Below are 21,323 nucleotides of genomic sequence, written 5' to 3' on the forward strand. Positions count from 1 at the left end.
GCACGCGGCCGAGGGGGGTGCATGCGACGCATCGACAAGGAGCGCGACCGGCTGCTGCGCCGGCTCGCCCGAGTCGGCAGCCTGACCGGCGCGTCCGTCGCGTTCGCATGCCTCGTGGTGCCCGGTGCGGTGCCGCAGTCCCGGTTCGCCCTCGCCGCGGCGCTGGCCGTCGCCGTCGGCGCGCTCGCCATCCTGGCCACGGCGCGCGGCGCTCATGCCGACCCTCGCCGCGATGGCCGCGGCGACGGGCCTGCTGCTCACGATCGGCCTCGACCAGGCGGTCGACCCGGCGGCCGCCACGGCCATGGCGGCGACGGGCGCGCTCACCACCGCGGCGCTCGCGGTCCCGCTGGTGGTGCGGCCCTCGGGTCCCGCGGTGATCGTCGCCGCCGGCGCGGCGACCCTCGCGGCCATCGGCGCGTCGGCCGCGATCGGGGCCGACATGCGGCTCGTGGCCGTCTCGACCATCGCCGGCTGGATCGCCTGCGTCATCGTGGCCACGTGGCTCGCGCGCGCGATCGAGCGCGCCGCCGAGCGCATCGAGGAGGTCGGTCGCGCGCACCGCGCCGAGCGGCTCGCGAGCGAGTCGGAGGCGCAGCAGCGACAGGACGCCCGCGTGCTCCACGACACCGTCCTCGCCACGCTGAGCCTGCTCGCCCACTCCGGCGTCGGCGTCGGCGTCGGCGCGCTCCGGCAGCAGGCGGGCGACGACGCGCGCCTGCTCAAGCAACTCCGCCTCGGCGCCCCCCTCGACAACGGCTCGAGCGCCATCTTCTCGCCGGACTCGCACGACGACGGGCTCGGCGCCACGTTCGAGTCCGTCCGCCAGCGCTTCGCACGCATGGGCCTCGAGGTCAACTGGCACGGGGCGAACCACCTCGTGCTGCCCCGCGGCACGCTCGACGCGCTGCTCGGCGCGCTCGGCGAGTGCCTCGAGAACGTGCGCCGCCACGCCGGCGTGACGGTCGCCGACGTCACCGTCACCGACGACGAGCGCACGGTCCGGGCCATGGTCACCGACCAGGGCGCGGGGTTCGAGCCCGCGGCGGTCGACCCCGCCCGCCTCGGGTTCGCGGAGTCCGTGGTCGGCCGCCTCCAGGCCGTCGGCGGTCGCGCCCGGGTGTTCAGCTCGCCCGGCTCGGGCACCACGGTCATGCTGGAGGTGCCGAAGCCGTGAGCCTCCTCCGACGAACGCACCGGGGCGACGCGCCCTCGCCCGACACGACGCACGAGATCCTCTTCCACCGGCCGAGCCGATCCGCGCGCGCCGCCGAGGACATCCGCAGCGCGCACGGGGGGCGGCGCCTCGCCGCCGGGGTGGCGGCCGCGGCATCCGTCATCGTGCTCGGCCACCTCGCGCACGCCATCGGCCTCATCGGGCTGTTCCCGCCCGGCTCGGGCTCCGGGGCGGCGTGGATCGCCTTCGGCGTCGTGGCGATCGCCACGATCGTCGCGACCCGCGGACTCACGCGCGTCGCCGACTGGACCTACGTCGTCGTCCTGGTCGCGCTCGTCGTGCCGGTCTGGCTCGACATCGTCGCCACGGCCGGCCTGCTCCACCTCGGCATCACCCCGACCGCGGCGCCCGCGGCCGCGGCCCTGCTGCTGCCCGTGGCCGCGCTGCGCGAGACCCGCACACCCGTCGCGGCCTCGTCGGCCATCGCCCTCGCACTCGCGGTGGCGGCGCTCGTGCAGGGGCCGTGGACCGTCGCCGGACTCGCGGTCGCCGCGACGGCCGTCGTGCCCGCGGTGCTCGTCGCGATCGCCGTGCGCGGCTTCCGTCGCCTCGTGGGGCGCGAGGTCGACCTGACGCTCGTGCAGTCCACCGTCGCCACGTCACGCTCCGCCGTCGGCATGCGCGCCTCCGAGGAACTGGCCGAGCTCGACTTCGACGCCGAATCGCTGCTGGAGGCCGCCGAGCGGGCGGGCGAGCTCGCGGCGCGCCTGCGCGTCCGTCTCATCGAGGGGCGCACCGACACGTGGCTGCGGCACGCGGTCACCGAGTCGGCGTACCTCAGCCGGCGGGTGTCGGTCGACGACGCGCACGGCACCGCCGGGCTCCTCGGGCCGGCGCAGCGCGAGGGGCTCCTGCTGGCGCTCTGGCTCATCGCCGGGCAGCGCCGGCGGAAGTCGACCGAGCCGCCGCTCGAGGTCCGCGTGCACTGCCGGGGGGCCGATGCGCCCGAGCCCGACGGGGCCGCCGCCGGGGGGACGGCGGACGCGGACGAGGGCGGCGGCGTGGTGATCGATCTCGACGTATCCGGCCTCACGGCGCGCCGAGTCGATGCAGCGGCATGGGATGCCCTCGATAATGTCGGTGTACGCGAGGTCGTCGCGGAGCCCGAGGGGTTCCGGGTCGCACTCGAGTGCCGGATCGACCCCACGGTCCGCAACCCGGCGCCGCCCAGCGCCGTCAACCCGAGGGGAGCATGACGTGCCCGAACCCGAGCTGCCGCCCATCCGATCCGACCTGCCGGCCATCCGACTCGCCGTCGTCGACGACCATCGCATGCTGCTCGGCGCCCTGACCGAGTGGTTGCGCGCCGCCACGGCGGACGTCGACCTCGTCGCCGCGGTGCCGTCGTGGTCCGAGCTGCTCGCGCACCCGGAGTTCCCCGTCGACGTCGTGCTGCTCGACCTCGACCTGCGCGACAACATCCCGATCTCCATCAAGCTGTCGACGTTGAAGTCGGCCGGTGTCCGCACGATGCTCATGAGCACGTACTCCGAGCCCGCGGTGGTCCGCGAGGCGCTCGGCGCCGGCGCGCTCGGCTACCTCGTCAAGTCGGAGCCGGTCGAGACGATCGTCGAGGCGATCAAGGCCGCGCGGGACGGCGACACGTACCTGTCCGCCGAACTCGAGGAGGCGCTGATCGGCGACGCCGCCACGCCACGGCTCAGCGCCCAGGAGCGGCGGGTCATGGCGCTGTACGGTGCGGGCCAGCCGGTGAAGGCGGTCGCGTTCCAGCTCGGCATCTCGGAGGAGACGGCGAAGAGCTACCTCAAGCGCATCCGCGAGAAGTACCGCCTCGCCGGCTTCGACGTGGGCACGAAGGTCGCGCTGCGCAAGCGGGCGATCGCCGACGGCATCCTGCTGCAGTCCGAGTAGCCCGGAACCGCCGGCGTCAGTCCCCGATCGCGCCGATGGCCCCGGTCACCGAGGGCAGCGGCACGCCGCGACGGTGGCGGGCTCGGTCGAGGGCGAAGGTGCCGAGCGCGAGCATTGAGCCCGCGACGGTCAGGAGCAGTCCCACCCAGACGGGCGCGACGTACCCGAGCCCCGCGGCGATGACCACGCCGCCGAGGATGGCGCCGACGCTGTTGCCGATGTTCAGCGCCGAGTGGTTGAGCGCGGCCGCGATCGACTGGCTGTCGCGCGCGACGTCGAGCAGCCGCGCCTGGATGGTGGGCGAGAGCGCGGCCGCCGCGCCGCCGACGAGGAAGACGCCGGCGCCGAGCCCCAGCGGGTGGCTCGCCGTGAGGCCGAGCAGCACGAGGGCGGCGGCGAGCACGCCGAAGAAGAGGTACATGGAGCGGCGCACGCTCCAGTCCGCGAGGCGGCCGCCGACGAGGTTGCCGATCGTCATGCCGAGGCCGAAGACGACGAGCACGACGGGCACCGCACCGGACGGCAGCCCGGTGACCTCGGTGGCGAGCGGCGCGACGTAGCTGTAGACCGAGAACAGCCCGCCGAAGCCGACCGCGCCGATCGCGAGCGCGAACCAGGCCTGGGTGCGGGTGAAGATGCGCAGCTCGCGCCCGATGGTCGCGCCGGGGTCGCCCGGCTGCCACGGGACGGCGGCCGCGACGGCGAGGAGGGTCGCGACGAAGATGCCGGCCACGGCGAGGTAGGCGATGCGCCATCCGGCCTGCTGGCCGAGCCAGGTGATCGCCGGCACGCCGACGACGTTGGCGATCGTGAGGCCCGAGAGCACGAGTGCGACGCCCCGCGCGCGCTTGCCCGGTCCCATGAGGTTCGCGGCGACGAGCGAGGCGATCCCGAAGTAGGCGCCGTGCGGCAGCGCGGCGAGGAACCGGGCGGCGACGACGAGCTCGAAGGTCGGCAGCAGCGCCGAGGCGATGGTGCCGAGGCTGAATGCGGCGAGGAGGGCGAGGATGAGCCGCTTGCGCGGCCAGCGCGCCGCCGCGGCCGCGATGGTCGGCGCCCCGACGACGACGCCGAGCGCGTACGCGGAGATGATCCACCCGGCGGCGGCGTTCGCGGCATCCGCCGACTCGGCCGACAGGCCCGGCAGCAGGTCGGCAGCCATGTCGGGCAGGAGGCCCATGGCGACGAACTCGGTCGCGCCGATGCCGAAGCCGCCCATCGCGAGCGCGAGGAGGGCGAAACGGATGCGGGCCGGCGACGTCGTCGTCGGCCCGTGGTTCTCGGGGGTCACCGGTCGATCATCGCACGGATCGAATCGATTCGACAAGCCGGCCGCGACCGCCGCGACCGGGGGCGGCGCCGGCCGGCGCCGCCGCTCAGCCGTCGTTCTCGATCGCCGCCTCGAGCCGGTCGAGCTTCGCGTCGAGCTCTCCCGAGTACCCGGGCCGGATGTCGGCCTTCAGGACCAGCGAGACCCGCGAGCCGTAGTCGGCGACGGCGTCGCAGGCGTCCTTCACGACGCGCATGACCTCGTCCCACTCCCCCTCGATCTCGGTGAACATCGAGGTCGTGCGGTTCGGCAGGCCCGACTCGCGGACGATCCGCACCGCGGCCGCGACGGCGTCGTGCACCGACCCGTCGCTCCGTCCCGTGCCACTCGGTGCGACCGAGAACGCCACCAGCATGCGAGTCCCTCCTCGGGGGTCGACGGCGCCGTGCGCCGGATCAGGGCGCCGCCGCCGGGCGCCGCACGCTCCCAGCCTGCCACACGGCGCGGACCGACCAGCCCAGCAGCACGACGAGCAGCACGGCCTTGACGGTGAGCAGCAGCACGAATCCGGGATTCGCGATCAGCAGCCACGCGTACCAGTACGGGTAGATGACCTGCGTGAGCACCGCGACCGCAGCGGCGAGCGCTGCGGGCGTGACGAACCGCGACCCGCCGAGCGCGATGCCCAGCACCACGGGAGCCGCGAGCCACGTGGCGAACTGCGGGGAGCCGACCTTGTTCGCGAGCATCAGGACGGTCGTGAAGGCGAGGGCGAGCGGCGGAAGCAGCGCCACGACGTGGGCGCTGCGGCGGGCCGCGCGGATGCCGACCGCCAGCACGGCGAGGACGCCGAGCACCATGAGGGGCGTCGTGAGCGACGCCGCGGCCGCCACCCCCGGTCCCTCGACCTGGAAGGTCAGGATGTCCTCGTCGTACCGGATGGTCGCCGCGTCGGTCCCCGCGACGATCCACCAGAGCCAGCCGACGGCCAGGGGCGCCTCGACCTGGAGCCCGCGGCCGGCCTGCTCGGCGACGAAGCCGAGGGCGTTCGCGCCCGCACCGGCGAGCAGGCTCACGGCGAGGATGCCCACCGACAGGGCCGCGGCCACGGTCGCGACCTCGAACCGCCGTCGGAGCGTGACGACCATCGCCGCGACCAGCGCCGCCGGCCACACCTTGATCCACGTCGCGACGGTGACGAGCACGGCGGCGACGCGCGGCCGGCCGGCCGCCCACAGGAGCCCGACGATCGCGAACGGCACCGTCACCGCGTCGATGCGGCCGAGTGCGATCGGTCCGAGCATCGCGAGGAACGCCAGCCACCACCACGCCGCCGCGCGGCGACGCCGCGACATCGTCCCGGTCCCGATCAGCACCGAGAACGCGATCGCGTCGAGCACCGAGACCATGACGAGCCACGTCTGGCCGTACCAGGCGGACCCCAGCGCGAGCGCCGCGGTCATCGGGGCGAAGGCCAGGATGGGATATACCCACGGGCTGTCGATCCCCATGCGCAGCCAGCCCTGCTGGGCGTTCTCTGCCCAGACCCGGTACACGCCGGTCACGTCGCCGAGCGGCCATCCGGGCGCGACGAGGTTCAGGAGCACGAGGCCGGCGTGCACGACCAGGAAGGCGATCCAGAGCGCGGCGCGGCCGCCCAGCAGGGCGCGGGCTCGGTGCCCCGTGTCGGGGCGGCGCCCGGCGACGTCGATGCCGTCCCGCCCGCGCACGTTCAGCGCCGGATGAGCCCGCCGACGACCGGCGGCACGGCCTGCGCGATGTCGAGCGCGGTGACCGGGCCGCCCGCCCAGGCCTCGCTCGCCCTCCGCGCGGCCTCGGAGTGGATGAAGGCCGCGGTCGCGGCGAGCCGCGTGATCGCCCCGGCCTCCTCGGCGAGCCGGTCGTGGTGCGTGGCGGCGAGCGCGCCGATGATCCCGCCGAGCACGTCGCCGGTCCCGGCGCTCGCCAGCCAGTGCGTCGCGGCGGTCACCGTGAGCGCGGTGCCCTCGGGGTCGCACACGTGCGTCACCGCGCCCTTCAGCAGCACCGCGACCCGGAGCCGGTGGGCGGTGCGCTCCGCCCAGCCGGTCGGGTCCGCCTCGACCTCCTCGGGCGTGCACTCGACGTCGCGGTCGTTGAGGAGCCGCGCGAGCTCGCGCGAATGCGGCGTGATGACCGTCGGGCCGACGTGGGTGCCGACGAGGTCGAGTCCGCCGGCGTCGAGCACGGCCGGCAGTCCCGACGCCAGCGCGTGCTGCAACTCGCCGGCGAGCATGAACGAGCGGTTGGACGAGTCCATGCCGGACCCGAGGAGCCACGCCTGGACGCGGCCGGCGACGGCGACGGTCTCGGGACGCGCGGCCAGCACGGCCTGCCGGACCGCCCGCGGGCCCGTGAACCGCACCATGCCGACGCCGGTGCGGTGCGCGGCCTCGACGCCGAGCACCGCCGCACCGGGGAAGTCGGCCGAACCGGTGATGACGCCGAGGACCCCGCGACGGTACTTGTCGTCATCGGCCCCCGGAGCGCTGAGCCACTCGGATGCGTCGTCGGCGGTCCACTCGCGCCACGTGCCGGTTCCCATGTTCCCAACGATAGGTTGATGGGCATGCCCGCGACCATTCCCGCGCCGATCGCCCTGTCTCCACGCGTCGTGGTCTTCGACTACGGCGAGGTCATCTCGCGTGCGCCGTCGGCCGACGACCGGGCGGCGCTGCTCGCGCGCGCAGGGGTCGCGGCCCCCGACGCCGAGGCGTTCTGGGCGGCGTACTGGGCGCACCGCGACGAGCTCGACCGCGGCACGCTGCCGATCGCCGACTACTGGTCGCTCGTCGCCGACGAGATCGGGGCGACGTGGTCCGACCTCGACGTGCACGAGCTCTGGGCGATCGACCACCGCAGCTGGCTGAGCGTCGATCCCGGCACGCTCGCCGTGCTGCACGCCCTGCGCAGCGGCGGGACGCGGCTCGCGCTCCTCTCGAACGCCGGGCCGGACTTCGGCGGCTGGCTGCGCCACGGCTCCTTCGCCCCGCTCTTCGAGGCCGTCTTCGTCAGCGGGGAGCTGCACGCAGTCAAGCCGGAGGCCGAGATCTTCGAGCACGTGATGCGCGAGCTCGGCATCGGACCCGAGGACCTGCTCTTCGTCGACAACAAGGCGGTCAACGTCGACGGCGCCGTCGCGGTCGGCGGTGCCGGCCACGTGTTCGAGGATGCCGCCGGCCTCGAGGCCTGGCTCAGGGCCCTCGCCGCATGAGCCCCGAGGAGGCGATGCGGGGCGAGGGCCCCGCGCTGTTCCGGCCGATCACGATCCGCGACCTCGAGATCCGCAACCGCGTCTGGGTGCCGCCGCTGTGCCAGTACTCGGTGACGGCGCGCGACGGCGTCCCGACCGACTGGCATCTCGTCCACCTCGGGTCGATGGCCGCGGGCGGCGCGGGACTCGTGATCGCGGAGGCGACGGCGGTGAGCCCGGAGGGTCGCATCTCCGACCACGACACGGGACTGTGGAACGACGCCCAGGCCGACGCGTGGGCGCGGGTCACGCGGTTCCTCCGCACGCAGGGCGCGGCCTCCGGCATCCAGCTCGCCCATGCGGGCCGCAAGGCATCGGTCTGGCCGGAGTTCCTCCGACGCTCCGGCTCGCAGCCGCTCGACGAGGGCGGATGGACGACGCTCGCGCCGTCGGCGATCGCCTTCGACGGCCTCCGCGAGCCCGTCGCCCTCGACGAGGACGGCATCCTCGCCGTCATCGACGACTTCCGCGCTGCGGCGCGGCGCGCGGTCGCGGCCGGGTTCGACCTCGTCGAGGTCCACGCGGCGCACGGCTACCTGCTGCACCAGTTCCTCTCCCCGCTGTCGAACGTGCGTGACGACCGCTGGGGCGGCGACCTCGAGGGGCGGTCCCGGCTCCTGCTCGAGGTGGTGCGCGCGGTGCGCGCCGAGATCGGCGAGCGGATGCCGCTCTTCGTCCGGTTCTCGGCGACCGACTGGGCGCCGGGCGGCTGGGACGAGGAGCAGACCTCGCTCGTCGCCGAGCGCGCGGTCGAGCACGGAGCCGACTTCTTCGACATCTCCACGGGCGGACTCCTGCGCGACGTGCGCATCCCGGTCGGCCCGGCCTACCAGGCGGCGCACGCCGAGTTCGTGGGCGACCGGGCCGGGGTGTCGGTCTCGGCCGTCGGCCGCATCACGACGCCAGCGCAGGCCGAGGCGCTCGTCGCGTCCGGCGCGGCCGACGCCGTCATGTTCGGCAAGGCGATGATGCGGGACCCGCACTTCGCGATCCGGGCGGCGCACGACCTCGGCGCGGACACGTCGATGTGGCCGCCGCAGTACGTCCGGGCGAGGCCGGACCTCAACGACGGCGAGTGGTGACGGTCGGAGCGGTCAGCCGCCGGCCGCGGCGAGCATCGAGCGCGCCTCGGCGAGCATCCCCTCGTTCGGCTGCGCGATCGCGATGATGTTGCCCTCGCTGTCCTCGAACCAGGCTCCGCGCTCCCCCTCCATGTCGACGACGCCGTCGACCGTCTTGAACTCCTCCAGGTCGTACTCGAGGAACGTCACGCCCTTCTCCCGGAGCACGGCCATGTCGCGATCCAGGTCGTCGGTCATGATCGAGAAGGCGGTCGCCCGGTTCGTGCCGGCGAACTCCGACGGGTAGACGAGCACCGGGACGGAGCCGATCACGTACATCGCGCCGCCGACGTCGGTGCGCACCGGATCGAGCCCGAAGACGTCGTGCCAGAAGCGCTGCGCCCGCTCGAAGTCGGAGGCCGGGAGGACGCCGCTCGCAAGGGAGTTCTCAAACATGAGTTCACCTCGTATTCTCGGATTGCGGCGAGTCTACGCCGCGCCCTGCGGCGCCGCCCCACCCTCTCCGGGTGGCATCAGGAACCGGTCCCGGCCGGTAGTCGACCGGCCGCGGGCGCCCTCTCCCCCTCCCGCACGGTCACGCCGGCGCCGCACCGCTGCGGATAGCCCGCACGCGTTCGATCATCTCGGCCGACGCGGGCTCGCTCAGCGCGATGATGTTGCCCTCGGTGTCGTCGAACCAGGCGGTGCGCATCTCGTCCAGGTCGGCGACGCCGTCCACGGTCTTCAGGCCGGGCAGGTCGTAGTCGTGGAACGTCACGCCGTGCGTCCGCAGTTCGGTCATGTCGTGGTCGAGGTGCTCGGTCAGCAGCGAGAGCGCCGTGTTCTTCGCCGTCCCCGCGAACTCGGTCTCGTAGACGAGCACGGTCGTGCCGGCCATGACGTAGAAGTCGGCGCCGTCCCGCGAGTCCATCGGGTCCAGCCCGAACGCGTCGTGCCAGAAGGCCCGCGCCCTCGCGAGGTCGGCCGCCGGCAGGGTGGCCATGGTCATCAGGATGTCCGTCATCATGTTCCCCGATCTCCCGTCACGCGTGCGCCGGTCGGCGCACGTCGATGCGCCATCGCGGCGGGGAGCCCGCGCCCTGGGCGGCGGTCGAGGCCGGACGCCCGGAACCGAGCGATCCTCACCTTCGGTGACCACTGGAGTCTACGCCGCTCGAGGCGGCGCCGCCTCACCCCCGGCGGGTCGCGTCCTGCACCTCGCCGACCAGCTCCTCGATGATGTCCTCGAGGAAGATGACGCCCGTCGTCCGGCCCTGCTCGTCGAAGGCCCGTGCCACGTGCGTGCCCAGCCGACGCATGCTCGCGAGCGCGTCCTCGAGGTCGGTGCCGTCGAAGATCGAGACGAGCCGGCGCACGCGCTTGGCGGGGATCGGGTCGTCGAACTCGTCGTCGTCGAGGTCGATGACGTCCTTCAGGTGCACGTACCCGACGGGCTCGCGCTCGGCGCCCGCGAGGACGTACCGCGAGAAGCCGCGGCGAGCGACCGCACGCTCCACGTCGCCCGGCGTGGCATCCGCCGGCAGGCACACCAGCTCCGACATCGGCACCGCGACGTCGTGCACGCGCTTCGTCGTGAACTCGAACGCCGCCGTCAACGTGCCGCTCGCGTCCTGCAGGACGCCCTCGCGACGGGACTGGTCGACGATCGTCTGCACCTCCTCGAGCGTGAACGTCGACGTCGCCTCGTTCTTCGGCTCCACGCCGAAGAGGCGGAGCACGCCGTTCGCGGTCGCGTTCAGCGCGACGATCACCGGGCGGAAGACGCGCGCCGTGAACACCAGCGGCGGCGCGAGCAGCAGCACGGCCCGGTCCGGCAGGGAGAACGACAGGTTCTTCGGCACCATCTCGCCGAGGACGACGTGCAGGTACGACACGAGCACGAGCGCGATCACGAACGCGATCGTCGACACCGCCTGCTCCGACCAGCCCGTGAGCCCGAGCGGCACCTCCAGGAGGTGGTGGATCGCGGGTTCCGAGACCGCCAGGATCAGCAGCGAGCAGATCGTGATGCCCAGCTGGCTCATCGCCAGCATGAGCGTCGCGTGCTCCATGGCCCACAGCGCGGTCTTCGCGCTGCGGCGCCCCTCCTCGGCGAGCGGCTCGATCTGCGACCGCCGCGCCGAGATCACGGCGAACTCGGCGCCGACGAAGAAGGCGTTGCCGAGCAGCAGCACGAACAGCCACGCGAGGCCGGCCCAGTCGCTCATCGCTCCACCTCCGTCACGGTGTCGGCCCGCGTCGGCACGGTCGCGGGCGAGAACTGGATGCGGTCGATGCGCCGGCCGTCGAGACGCTGCACGCGGAACGTGCCGCCCTCCACGTCGACCTCGTCGCCGATGATCGGCATGCGGCCGAGCGTGGCCATGACGTAGCCCGCGACCGTCTCGTAGGCGCCGTCCTCGGGCACGCGGATGCCTGTGCGGTCCAGCAGCTCGTCGGGTCGCAGGATGCCGGGGAAACTCACGAACTCGCCGCGGCGCACGACCCCCGCACGCGTCCGGTCGTGCTCGTCGGCGACCTCGCCGACGAGCTCCTCGACCAGGTCCTCGAGCGTCGCGACGCCCGCGGTGCCGCCGTACTCGTCGACCACGACGGCCATCTGGTACCCGCGCCCGCGAAGCTCGCCGAGCAGCGCGTCGAGCTTCATGGTCTCGGGCACGCGGAGCGCCTCGGTCTGGAGCGCCGACGCGGGCACGACCTCGCGCTTCTCGCGGGGCACGGCGACCGCCTGCTTGACGTGCACGAGGCCGACGACGTCGTCGAGGTCCTCGTCGTACACGGGGAAGCGCGAGTAGCCCGTCTGGCGCGCGAGCTCGAGCACGGCCTCGGCCGACTCGGTGCGCTGCACCGCGGCGAGGCGCGGCCGCGGCGTCATGACGTCCGACGCGTCGTGCTCGGAGAAGCGGAGCGTGCGGCCGAGGAGGGTCGCGGTGTCCTGTTCGAGCAGGCCCGCGCTGGCCGAGCGCCGCACGAGGCTCGAGAGCTCCTCGGCCGACCGCGCGCCCGAGAGCTCCTCCTTGGGCTCGATGCCGACGAGGTGGAGCAGGCGGTTCGCGCTGCCGTTCAGGACCACGATCGCCGGGCGGAACAGCCACGTGAACGCCGTCTGGAACGGCATGACGACCTTGGCGGTCTGACGCGGCAGCGCCAGCGCGAAGTTCTTCGGCACGAGCTCGCCGATGATCATCGACAGCAGCGTCGCGACGACGACCGCGGTGATCGCGCCGACCGGGCGCACGAGCGCCTGCGGCACGCCGACGGCCGCCAGCGGGCCCGCGAGCAGCGACGAGATCGCCGGCTCCATGGTGTAGCCGGTGAGCAGCGTCGTGAGGGTGATGCCCAGCTGGGCGCTCGAGAGGTGCGTCGAGGTGATCTTGAGGCCCTCGATGGTGAGCCCGAGCCGGGTCTCGCCCTTCGCGCGCCGCGCCTCGAGGTCGGCGCGGTCGAGGTTCACGAGCGCGAACTCGCTCGCGACGAACAGGCCCGTGCCGATCGTGAGGAGGAATCCGATGCCGAGGAGCAGCCACTCAGACATCCGCACCTCCCCGTTCGGTCACGGGCGAGGGTCTATGGCCGGGCGAGGTCGCAGAGGGAGGGTCGTCCATTGTGCGGCCAAGTATATCCGCGCTCCCCGAGCCGTGACCCGGCCGTCACACGGCCGGGTGACGTGCGGGCTACCAGCTCACCGGCAGCGCCTTGCCCTCCTCGTAGCCGGCGGCCGACTGGATGCCCACGAGCGCGCGCTCGCGGAACTCCGGCAGGTTGCGCGCACCGGCGTAGGTGAAGGAGCTGCGCACGCCCGACGTGATCATGTCGAGCAGGTCCTCGAGCGAGGGGCGCAGCGGGTCGAGGTAGATCGCCGACGACGAGATGCCCTCGGCGAACAGCTCCTTGCGGGCGAGCTCGTACGCCGACAGCCGGCCGAACCGCTCCTTGACCGCCTTCGTCGACGCCATCCCCCAGCTCTCCTTGTACACGCGCCCGTCGGCGTCGCGCCGCAGCGTGCCCGGCGCCTCGATCGTGCCGGCGAACCACGAGCCGATCATGACGGATGCCGCGCCCGCCGCGAGCGCGAGGGCCACGTCGCGCGGGTACCGGACGCCCCCGTCGGCCCACACGGTCGCGCCGAGCTCGCGTGCCGCCTCGGCGGTCTCGAGCACGGCGGAGAACTGCGGACGGCCGACGGCGGTCATCATGCGGGTCGTGCACATCGCACCCGGGCCCACGCCGACCTTGAGCACGTCGGCGCCCGCCTCGACGAGGTCGGCGACCGCGTCGGCCGTGACGATGTTCCCGGCGACGATCGGGATGCCGAGACCGGCCTCCCGCACGGCCCGCACCGCCCGGATCATGCCCTCCTGGTGCCCGTGCGCCGTATCGACCACGAGCATGTCGACCCCGGCCGCCGCGAGCGCGCGGGCCTTGGAGCCGACGTCGCCGTTGATGCCGACCGCGGCCGCGACCCGGAGCCGGCCCGCGGCATCCGTGTTCGGCTCGGAGACCGTGCCGCGCAGGGCGCTGCGGCGGCTGAGCGTGCCGATGACGCGGCCGTGCTCGAGCACCGGCGCGAAGTCGATGTCCGCGTCGACCATGAGGTCGAAGGCGCGCCGCGGCGTGTCGACGTCGTCCGCGTCGAGCGACGGGATGGCGCCGTGCACGAGGTCGCCGAGCCGGGCGTCCGGCAGGGCCGTGGCGAGGCGCGTCGCGGGGATGGTCCCGGCGTAGGCGCCGTCGTCGTCGTGCAGGACGATCCCGTGCCCCTCGACGGCCGGCAGCACCTCGAGCGCGTCGGCGACGGTGCGGTCGGCCGGGAAGGCGTGCGGCACGTCGAAGCGCGAGGGCCGGGAGTTGACCCACCGGATCGCGTCGTCGAGCTCCTGGAGCGGGAGGTCCTGCGGCAGCACGCCGATGCCGCCGCGGCGCGCGAGCGTCGCGGCGAGCCGCGGGCCGGTCACCGAGTTCATGTTCGCCGAGACGACGGGGATGCTCGCGCCGGACCCGTCGTCGGGGGCGAGCGACACGTCCAACCGGCTCGTCACGCCGGATCGGCTCGGCACGAGGAAGACGTCGGAGTACGTGAGGTCGTGCCGCGGCGTCGTGCGATAGAACTCCATGCCCTCAGCGTAGGCCGCGAGCGGGAGCGTCGGCCCGGGCCGGGCGCTGGGAGGTTGCTGCGATCCCGCTCCGCGTCCGGTGCCCGGTGCTGGAGCGCTCCGGAAGGGGTTTAGGCTTGTGAAGGCGTTCCGCGACGTGCTGCGCGCGCCACGCCACCAGGTGAGATTTCCAATCAATGGAGAGAGTGGGCGAAAGGCTGTGTCGAGCCAATTGACCGGGTCGGGGTCCGACGAGACGACGTCGGCGATGTTCGGAGCCAACGAATGGCTCGTGGACGAGATGTACGAGCGGTTCCTCGCCGACCCCAGTTCCGTCGACGAGACGTGGCGCGAGGTGCTCGAGCACTACCGGCAGGTGCGGACGGGCGAGGCGCCCGCCGCCGAGGCGCCCGCATCGATGCCCGACGAGGCCGACGTGCACCGGGCCGCCGCCGAGGCCGCCGCCCAGGCGCCGACCGACGGCTCGTCGCCCGCCCCGGCCGCCGAGGCGCCGACCGCCCGGCAGTCCGAGGCCGCCGCCCCCACCGACGAGGGCACGGCATCCGCCCCCAGCCCCGCCACCGCGCCGAACGCGGTCATCGGCCAGGCGCCCGCCGCCCGCACGACCTCGGTCGCCCCGCGCACCACGCCCGTGCCGGCCGACGTCCCGGTGACGAGCCCCCAGCAGCAGGTCGACGCCGGCGAGCGCGAGGACGAGATCGTCCCGCTCAAGGGCCTCCCGAAGACCCTCGCGGCGAACATGGACGCGTCGCTCGCCGTGCCCACGGCGACGAGCGTGCGGACCGTGCCCGCGAAGCTCATGATCGACAACCGGATCGTGATCAACAACCACCTCCGCCGCACGCGCGGCGGCAAGGTGTCGTTCACGCACCTGATCGGCTGGGCGCTCATCCAGGCGCTCAAGGAGTTCCCGAGCCAGAACGTCTACTACTCCGAGGTCGACGGCAAGCCCTCCCTCGTGAAGCCGGCGCACATCGGCCTCGGCATCGCCATCGACGTGCCCAAGCCCGACGGCTCCCGCGCGCTGCTCGTGCCCGCCATCAAGCGCGCCGAGACCATGACCTTCAACGAGTACCTCGCCGCGTACGAGGACCTCGTCCGGCGCGCCCGCGGCAACAAGCTCACCGCCGACGACTTCAAGGGCGCGACGATCTCGCTCACCAACCCCGGCGGCATCGGCACCGTGCACTCGGTGCCCCGCCTCATGAAGGGGCAGGGCTGCATCATCGGCGCCGGAGCGCTCGAGTACCCGGCCGAGTTCCAGGGCGCGAGCGAGAAGACGCTCGCGAACCTCGCGATCGGCAAGACGATCACGCTGACCTCGACCTACGACCACCGCGTCATCCAGGGCGCCGGCTCGGGCGAGTTCCTCAAGAAGGTGCACGAGCTGCTCATCGGCGACCGCAACTTCTACCAGGACCTCTTCGCGGCGCTCCGCCTGCCGTACGAGCCGATCAAGTGGAACCAGGACATCTCGGTCGACATCGCCAGCGCGATCGACAAGACCGCCCGCGTGCAGGAGCTCATCAACTCCTTCCGCGTCCGCGGCCACATGATGGCCGACACCGACCCGCTCGAGTACGTCCAGCGCTCCCACCCGGACCTCGACATCGAGAGCCACGGCCTGACCTTCTGGGACCTCGACCGCGAGTTCGTCACCGGCGGCTTCGGCGACAAGCGCACGGCGCTCCTCCGCGACATCCTCGGCGTCCTCCGCGACTCGTACTGCCGCACGATCGGCATCGAGTACATGCACATCCAGGACCCGGTGCAGCGCCGCTGGATCCAGCAGCAGGTCGAGCGCAAGTACGAGAAGCCCACGCACGACGAGCAGATGCGCATCCTCGGCAAGCTCAACGAGGCCGAGGCGTTCGAGACCTTCCTGCAGACGAAGTACGTCGGCCAGAAGCGCTTCAGCCTCGAGGGCGGCGAGTCGATGATCCCGCTGCTCGACGAGGTGCTGCAGGGCGCCGCGAAGGAGGGCCTCGACGAAGTCGCCATCGGCATGGCGCACCGCGGCCGCCTCAACGTGCTCACCAACATCGCCGGCAAGACGTACGGCCAGGTGTTCCGCGAGTTCGAGGGCACGCAGGAGTCCAAGTCCTTCTCGGGCTCGGGCGACGTGAAGTACCACCTCGGCACCGAGGGCACGTTCACCGCGGACGACGGCCAGCAGGTCCCGGTGTCGCTCGCGGCGAACCCGTCGCACCTCGAGGCCGTCGACGGCGTGCTCGAGGGCATCGTCCGCGCGAAGCAGGACCGCAAGCCGGTCGGCACCTACCCGGTGCTGCCGATCCTGATCCACGGCGACGCGGCCATGGCCGGCCAGGGCGTCGTCGTCGAGACGATGCAGATGTCGCAGCTGCGCGCGTACCGCACGGGCGGCACCGTGCACCTGGTCGTCAACAACCAGGTCGGCTTCACGACCGTGCCGGGCGACGCCCGCTCCTCGATCTACTCGACGGATGTCGCCAAGGCCATCCAGGCCCCGATCTTCCACGTGAACGGCGACGACCCCGAGGCCGTCGTCCGGGTCGCGGAGCTCGCGTTCCGGTACCGCCAGGAGTTCAAGCGCGACGTCGTGGTCGACCTCGTCTGCTACCGCCGCCGCGGCCACAACGAGGGCGACGACCCGTCGATGACGCAGCCGCTCATGTACAACCTCATCGAGGCGAAGCGCTCGGTCCGCAAGCTCTACACCGAGGCGCTCGTCGGTCGTGGCGACATCACGCAGGAGGAGTACGAGGAGGCGCACCGCGACTTCCAGGACCGCCTCGAGCGGGCCTTCGCCGAGACGCACGCCGCGCAGACCGGCTCCATCCCGATCGTGGGCGCGCAGCCCGCCGAGGCCGAGCCCGCGTCGGGCGAGCTCGAGACGACCGGCGTGTCGACGGAGGTCGTGCACGCGATCGGCGACGCCTTCATCAACAAGCCCGAGGGCTTCACGGTCCACCCGAAGATCCAGCAGCTCCTCGCCAAGCGCCAGGACATGAGCCGCAACGGCAAGGTCGACTGGGGCTTCGGCGAGCTGCTCGCGCTCGGTTCGCTGCTGCTCGAGGGCACGCCGGTGCGCCTCGTCGGCCAGGACGCCCGCCGCGGCACCTTCGTGCAGCGGCACGCGGTGCTCCACGACCGTACGAACGGCCAGGAGTGGCTGCCGCTGCAGTACCTCGGCGACCAGCAGGCGCGGTTCTGGATCTACGACTCGCTGCTCAGCGAGTACGCCGCGATGGGCTTCGAGTACGGCTACTCGGTGGAGCGCGCCGACGCACTCGTCATGTGGGAGGCCCAGTTCGGCGACTTCGCCAACGGCGCCCAGACGATCATCGACGAGTTCATCTCGTCGGCCGAGCAGAAGTGGGGCCAGCGCTCGAGCGTCGTGCTGCTGCTCCCCCACGGCTACGAGGGCCAGGGCCCCGACCACTCGAGCGCCCGCATCGAGCGCTACCTGCAGATGTGCGCCGAGAACAACATGACCGTGGCACGCCCGTCGACGCCCGCGTCGTACTTCCACCTGCTCCGCCGCCAGGCCTACCAGCGCCCGCGCCGTCCGCTCGTCGTGTTCACGCCGAAGGCGATGCTGCGCCTGCGCGGGGCGACGAGCGAGGTCGACGACTTCACCCAGGGCCGGTTCGAGCCGGTCATCGACGACGCCCGCATCACCGACAAGGCCGCGGTCAAGCGCGTCGTGTTCATGGCCGGCAAGCTCTACTACGACCTGCTCGCGGAACTCGAGAAGAACCCGAACCCCGAGGTCGCCCTCGTCCGGCTCGAGCAGTACTACCCGCTGCCCGGTGCCGAGCTGAAGCAGATCGCGGACTCCTACCCGAACGCCGAGTTCGTGTGGGCGCAGGACGAGCCCGAGAACCAGGGAGCCTGGCCGTTCTTCGTGATCGAGACCAACAAGCTCGGTCCGCGCGAGGTGCGCCTGGTCGCCCGCGCGGCCGCGGCCTCGCCCGCGACGGGCTCCGCGAAGCGCCACGCCGCCGAGCAGGCCGACCTGGTCAAGCGCGCGCTGACGTAGTCGCGGACGGCGTCCTCCACGTCGAGACGGGCGGCGGCCCCCCCCGGGGCGGCGCGGCTCAGACGCGCAGGTAGCGACGGATGGCGATCGCCGCCGAGATCTGCGCGAGGAACAGGATCGGCAGCACGCCCAGCGCTGCGAACGTCGCCGCGAGCACGAGTCCCGCCGACGTTGCACGCCGTGGCGGCGCTCCTCGCGCGCGAGCCGGCTCGGCCACCAGATCGCACGGCCGATGTCGTACGAGACGGCGGGGACGAGCAGCGTGCGCACGAGGAAGGTGTCGAGCAGCACGCCGAACGCGACGATGAACGAGATCTGCGCGAGGAACAGGATCGGCAGCACGCCCAGCGCTGCGAACGTCGCCGCGAGCACGAGTCCCGCCGACGTGATCACGCCGCCGGTGAGCCGGAGTCCGCGCAGGATGCCCTCGCGCGTGCCGTGCGCCGCCGACTCCTCCCGGACGCGGGTCATGAGGAAGATGTTGTAGTCGACACCGAGCGCCACGAGGAACACGAACCCGAACAGCGGGACCGACGGGTCCGCGCCCGGGAACCCGAACCCGAACTCGAAGACGAGCGCGGAGACGCCGAGCGCCGCGGCGAACGACAGCACGACGCTCGCGATGAGGATGAGCGGCGCCACCACCGCGCGGAGCAGCAGCATCAGGATCACGAGGATCGCCGCGAGCACCAGCGGGATGATGAGGCGCTGGTCGGCGAGCGCGGCCTCGTTCGTGTCGAGCGCGACCGCGGTCGGCCCGCCGACGAGCACGTCGTCGCCGACGGCGTCGAGCCGCTCGCGGAGGTCGACGACCGTCGCCTCGGCCTCGGCGGAGTCGGACGGGTCCTGGAGCGTCGCCTGCAGGAGCACGAGGCCGTCGACGACGGTCGGCTCGGGCGCCGGCGTCCCGGGCGGGCCGAACGCCTGGATGCCGTCCGTGGTGACCTGCGCGCTGCCGGCGGGCGAGTCGGAGGCCAGCACGGCGACCGAGTCGACGCCGGGCGTGTCGAGCGCGACGTCGGCCATGTCCTGGAGCGCGTCCTCGGGGCCGATGACGACCGCGGGCGTGCCGGAGCCGCCCGGGAAGTGCTCGCTGACGAGCGCCTGCCCGTCGCGCGCCTGCGATTCGCCGAGCACGAACTCGCTCGCGGGCACGCCGTCGGCGTCGAGCCGCACGAGGCCGAGTGCCATGACCCCGAGCAGCGCGGTGGAGACGATCCAGACGATCCGCGGACGTCGGGAGACGAGCCGGCCGACGGCGCCCCACAGGCCGCGCTCGCCGGCCTCGTCGGCGGCGCCCGGCGTCGCGTGCCGACCGTGCGCCTCGCCGTCTGCGGTCACCTCGACGCGAGCGATTCGGCGCGGCCAGAAGGCCACCCGCCCCGCCCACAGCAGGAGCGCGGGGAGCAGCGTCAGCGCGGCGAGCAGCGCGAACACGATGCCGATCGCGGCGACCGGCCCGAGGATCTTGTTCGAGTTGAGCTCGGACGCGAGCAGGATGAGCAGGCCCACGATGACCGTGCCCGCCGAGGCGGCGATCGGCTCCCACGCGCCCTTCAGCGCCGCCCACGTGGCATCCCACTTCGTCTCGTGCTGCCCGAGCGCCTCGCGGTAGCGGGCGATGTAGAGCAGCGCGTAGTCGGTCGCGGCACCGATCACCAGGATGAACAGGATCCCCTGCGTCTGCCCGGAGAGGAGCAGGAGGTCGGCCTTCGCGAGCTGCACGACCGTGAAGACGGACGCGGTGAGCGCCGTGACGCTCGTGAACAGCACGATCAGCGGCAGCAGCGGCGACCGGTACACGATGATCAGGATCACGAGCACCGCGGCCAGCGCGACCGCCAGCAGGAGCCCGTCGATGCCGGCGAACGCCGCCGCGAGGTCGGCGGTGAACCCGGCCGGACCGGTCACGGCGGCGGTCGTGCCGTCGACCGGGGTCGCCTCGATCAGCGCACGGATCTCCTCGACCGTGTCGCGGGGTCCGCCCTCGCCCTCCTCGGACGGGGCGATCGAGACCACGAACTCGGCCGCCTCGCCGTCGTCGGAGGCGATGACGGGCGAGCTCTCGTCGGCGACGACCCCCTCGACCTCCAGGACGTCGGCGCGGAGCGCCTCGACGTCGTCCTGCTGTGCGGCGCTGAGGTCGGACCCGTCCTCGGTCGCCACGATCACGATCGCGGGCACGTTCGCCGAGTCGCGGAAGCCCTCCTGGAGGGCGTTCGCCTCGGTCGCCTCGGCGGAGGACGGGAGGAACGACTCCTGGTCGTTGCGCTGGACGTCGGAGAGGCCTCCGAAGGCGGCGCCTCCCGCGCCGAAGAGCCCGAACCAGACGAGGATCAGGACGGTCGGGATCAGGGCCCGGAGCCAGACGGGGACGCGACCCCCGGAACGTTTCGCGACGACGTGCTCGTTCATCGTCATCGAACCTACGGACGGGGGTGCTCCGCGCGCGTCCATCGAAAGTTCGGATCACGAAGGATCCGTCGCCGCGGCGCCCGTCAGTCGATCAGGACGCCGTGCCCGGACTGGATGGCGCGGATTCGCGTGAGCACCACGGTCCGCAGTTCCTCCGGCGCGGTCTCCTTGCACGCCCGCTGCACGACCTCGGTGATCGCCACGCCCACGCGCAGCTCGCCGCGGCAGTCCTCGCAGTGCTCGACGTGCTCGCGGATGTCCGCAGCATCCTCACTGCACAGCTCGTCGTGCAGGTACTCCTCGAGCTCGGCCTTCGCCTTGTCGCAACCGCAGTCCGTCATTTCGCGCTCCTGGTGGATCGGGCCGCCGGCTGCGCCGCGGCGAAGCCGCGCTCGCGCGCGTAGTCGGCGAGGGACTCGCGGAGCAGGCGCCGGCCACGGTGCAGGCGGCTCATCACGGTCCCGATCGGGGTGTTCATCATGTCGGCGATCTCCTGGTAGGAGAATCCCTCGACGTCGGCGAGGTACACCGCCAGGCGGAAGTCCTCGGGAAGCGACTGCAGCGCGTCCTTGACGGCCGAGTCGGGCAGGTGATCGATCGCCTCGGCCTCGGCCGACCGGCTCGACGACGCCGTCGTCGACTCCGCGCCGCCGAGCTGCCAGTCCTCGAGTTCGTCGATCGTGCCCTGGTACGGCTCCCGCTGCTTCTTGCGGTAGCTGTTGATGAAGGTGTTCGTGAGGATGCGGTACAGCCACGCCTTCAGGTTGGTGCCCTGCTTGAACGACGCGAATGCCGCGTACGCCTTCACGAACGTCTCCTGGACGAGGTCCTGCGCGTCGGCGGGGTTCTTCGTCATTCGCAGCGCGGCCGCGTAGAGCTGGTCGATGAACGGCAGCGCCTGCTCCTCGAACAGCGCACCGAGGTCGCGCGTCTCGTCATCGGGCCGGGTGTCGTCGGCCGGGGTCGCAGTGTCGTCGCCGCTCATCAGGGGCCATCCTAGATCGTCGGCCTCCGAGA

General features: G+C 72.8%; 17 protein-coding genes and 1 pseudogene. 6 read left to right on the forward strand and 12 right to left on the reverse strand.

What is annotated here, in order from left to right; translation table 11 throughout:
* The first annotated feature begins 214 nt into the window (after positions 1 to 214).
* From ABD230_RS13740 to ABD230_RS13750, 3 genes are read left to right on the forward strand one after another with little or no spacing between them, the layout of a single operon-like run.
* A complete protein-coding gene (locus ABD230_RS13740; protein WP_344375238.1) occupies positions 215 to 1,177 on the forward strand; it encodes a sensor histidine kinase in 963 nt (320 codons plus the stop codon).
* Positions 1,174 to 2,433, forward strand: coding sequence for a hypothetical protein (locus tag ABD230_RS13745; protein WP_344375241.1), 1,260 nt, complete (start codon positions 1,174 to 1,176; stop codon positions 2,431 to 2,433). Before ABD230_RS13740 ends, ABD230_RS13745 begins: the two co-directional genes overlap by 4 nt.
* 1 nt (position 2,434) lies before the next feature.
* Positions 2,435 to 3,109 carry a response regulator gene (locus ABD230_RS13750; RefSeq protein ID WP_344375245.1) on the forward strand — a complete coding sequence of 225 codons (675 nt, stop codon included), beginning with the start codon at positions 2,435 to 2,437 and terminating at the stop codon, positions 3,107 to 3,109.
* A gap of 16 nt (positions 3,110 to 3,125) precedes the next feature.
* On the opposite strand, the gene ABD230_RS13755 is transcribed toward ABD230_RS13750, so the two are convergent.
* The 4 genes from ABD230_RS13755 to ABD230_RS13770 form a co-directional block, all read right to left on the reverse strand.
* The gene (locus ABD230_RS13755; RefSeq protein ID WP_344375248.1) at positions 3,126 to 4,400 is read right to left on the reverse strand and encodes an MFS transporter; all 1,275 of its coding nucleotides are present in this window, start codon (positions 4,398 to 4,400) and stop codon (positions 3,126 to 3,128) included.
* 85 nt (positions 4,401 to 4,485) lie between these two features.
* Positions 4,486 to 4,794 carry a thiamine-binding protein gene (locus ABD230_RS13760; protein WP_344375250.1) on the reverse strand — a complete coding sequence of 103 codons (309 nt, stop codon included), beginning with the start codon at positions 4,792 to 4,794 and terminating at the stop codon, positions 4,486 to 4,488.
* Positions 4,795 to 4,834: 40 nt separating this feature from the next.
* Positions 4,835 to 6,109, reverse strand: coding sequence for a glycosyltransferase 87 family protein (locus ABD230_RS13765; protein WP_344375253.1), 1,275 nt, complete (start codon positions 6,107 to 6,109; stop codon positions 4,835 to 4,837).
* Between the two features lie 2 nt (positions 6,110 to 6,111).
* Positions 6,112 to 6,963, reverse strand: a complete 852-nt coding sequence (locus tag ABD230_RS13770; RefSeq protein WP_344375257.1) for an ADP-dependent NAD(P)H-hydrate dehydratase — start codon at positions 6,961 to 6,963, stop codon at positions 6,112 to 6,114.
* A 24-nt stretch (positions 6,964 to 6,987) separates the two neighbouring features.
* Here ABD230_RS13770 and ABD230_RS13775 point away from each other — a divergent pair, with 24 nt between their 5' ends.
* Both ABD230_RS13775 and ABD230_RS13780 read left to right on the forward strand, forming a co-directional pair.
* Entirely contained in the window at positions 6,988 to 7,632 is a 645-nt protein-coding gene (locus ABD230_RS13775; RefSeq protein WP_344375259.1) for an HAD family hydrolase, read from the forward strand.
* Positions 7,629 to 8,753, forward strand: a complete 1,125-nt coding sequence (locus ABD230_RS13780; protein WP_344375260.1) for an NADH:flavin oxidoreductase/NADH oxidase — start codon at positions 7,629 to 7,631, stop codon at positions 8,751 to 8,753. The genes ABD230_RS13775 and ABD230_RS13780 overlap by 4 nt, the downstream gene beginning before the upstream one ends.
* A gap of 12 nt (positions 8,754 to 8,765) precedes the next feature.
* Here ABD230_RS13780 and ABD230_RS13785 read toward each other — a convergent pair whose 3' ends face one another.
* The 5 genes from ABD230_RS13785 to guaB1 form a co-directional block, all read right to left on the reverse strand.
* Positions 8,766 to 9,188: a VOC family protein gene (locus tag ABD230_RS13785; RefSeq protein ID WP_344375261.1), complete on the reverse strand. Its 423-nt coding sequence runs from the start codon at positions 9,186 to 9,188 to the stop codon at positions 8,766 to 8,768.
* A 139-nt stretch (positions 9,189 to 9,327) separates the two neighbouring features.
* Positions 9,328 to 9,741, reverse strand: a complete 414-nt coding sequence (locus tag ABD230_RS13790) for a VOC family protein (RefSeq protein WP_344375262.1) — start codon at positions 9,739 to 9,741, stop codon at positions 9,328 to 9,330.
* A 181-nt stretch (positions 9,742 to 9,922) separates the two neighbouring features.
* Positions 9,923 to 10,960, reverse strand: coding sequence for a hemolysin family protein (locus tag ABD230_RS13795; protein ID WP_344375263.1), 1,038 nt, complete (start codon positions 10,958 to 10,960; stop codon positions 9,923 to 9,925).
* A complete protein-coding gene (locus ABD230_RS13800; protein WP_344375264.1) occupies positions 10,957 to 12,288 on the reverse strand; it encodes a hemolysin family protein in 1,332 nt (443 codons plus the stop codon). The genes ABD230_RS13795 and ABD230_RS13800 overlap by 4 nt, the downstream gene beginning before the upstream one ends.
* Before the next feature lie 139 nt (positions 12,289 to 12,427).
* Complete coding sequence (gene guaB1, locus ABD230_RS13805) at positions 12,428 to 13,867, reverse strand: GMP reductase (protein ID WP_344375267.1); 1,440 nt, start codon at positions 13,865 to 13,867, stop codon at positions 12,428 to 12,430.
* 247 nt (positions 13,868 to 14,114) lie between these two features.
* Here guaB1 and ABD230_RS13810 point away from each other — a divergent pair, with 247 nt between their 5' ends.
* Positions 14,115 to 17,891 carry a multifunctional oxoglutarate decarboxylase/oxoglutarate dehydrogenase thiamine pyrophosphate-binding subunit/dihydrolipoyllysine-residue succinyltransferase subunit gene (locus ABD230_RS13810; protein WP_425546237.1) on the forward strand — a complete coding sequence of 1,259 codons (3,777 nt, stop codon included), beginning with the start codon at positions 14,115 to 14,117 and terminating at the stop codon, positions 17,889 to 17,891.
* A gap of 189 nt (positions 17,892 to 18,080) precedes the next feature.
* Here ABD230_RS13810 and ABD230_RS13815 read toward each other — a convergent pair.
* The 3 genes and pseudogenes from ABD230_RS13815 to ABD230_RS13825 form a co-directional block, all read right to left on the reverse strand.
* Positions 18,081 to 20,306, reverse strand: a pseudogene (locus ABD230_RS13815) (MMPL family transporter); the annotation flags it as partial.
* An 83-nt stretch (positions 20,307 to 20,389) separates the two neighbouring features.
* Complete coding sequence (locus ABD230_RS13820) at positions 20,390 to 20,647, reverse strand: zf-HC2 domain-containing protein (protein WP_344375272.1); 258 nt, start codon at positions 20,645 to 20,647, stop codon at positions 20,390 to 20,392.
* A complete protein-coding gene (locus ABD230_RS13825; RefSeq protein WP_344375275.1) occupies positions 20,644 to 21,291 on the reverse strand; it encodes a sigma-70 family RNA polymerase sigma factor in 648 nt (215 codons plus the stop codon). Before ABD230_RS13825 ends, ABD230_RS13820 begins: the two co-directional genes overlap by 4 nt.
* Positions 21,292 to 21,323 lie beyond the last annotated feature (32 nt).

The sequence above is a fragment of the Agromyces tropicus genome (genome assembly GCF_039531345.1).
Classification (GTDB): Bacteria; Actinomycetota; Actinomycetes; order Actinomycetales; family Microbacteriaceae; genus Agromyces; species Agromyces tropicus.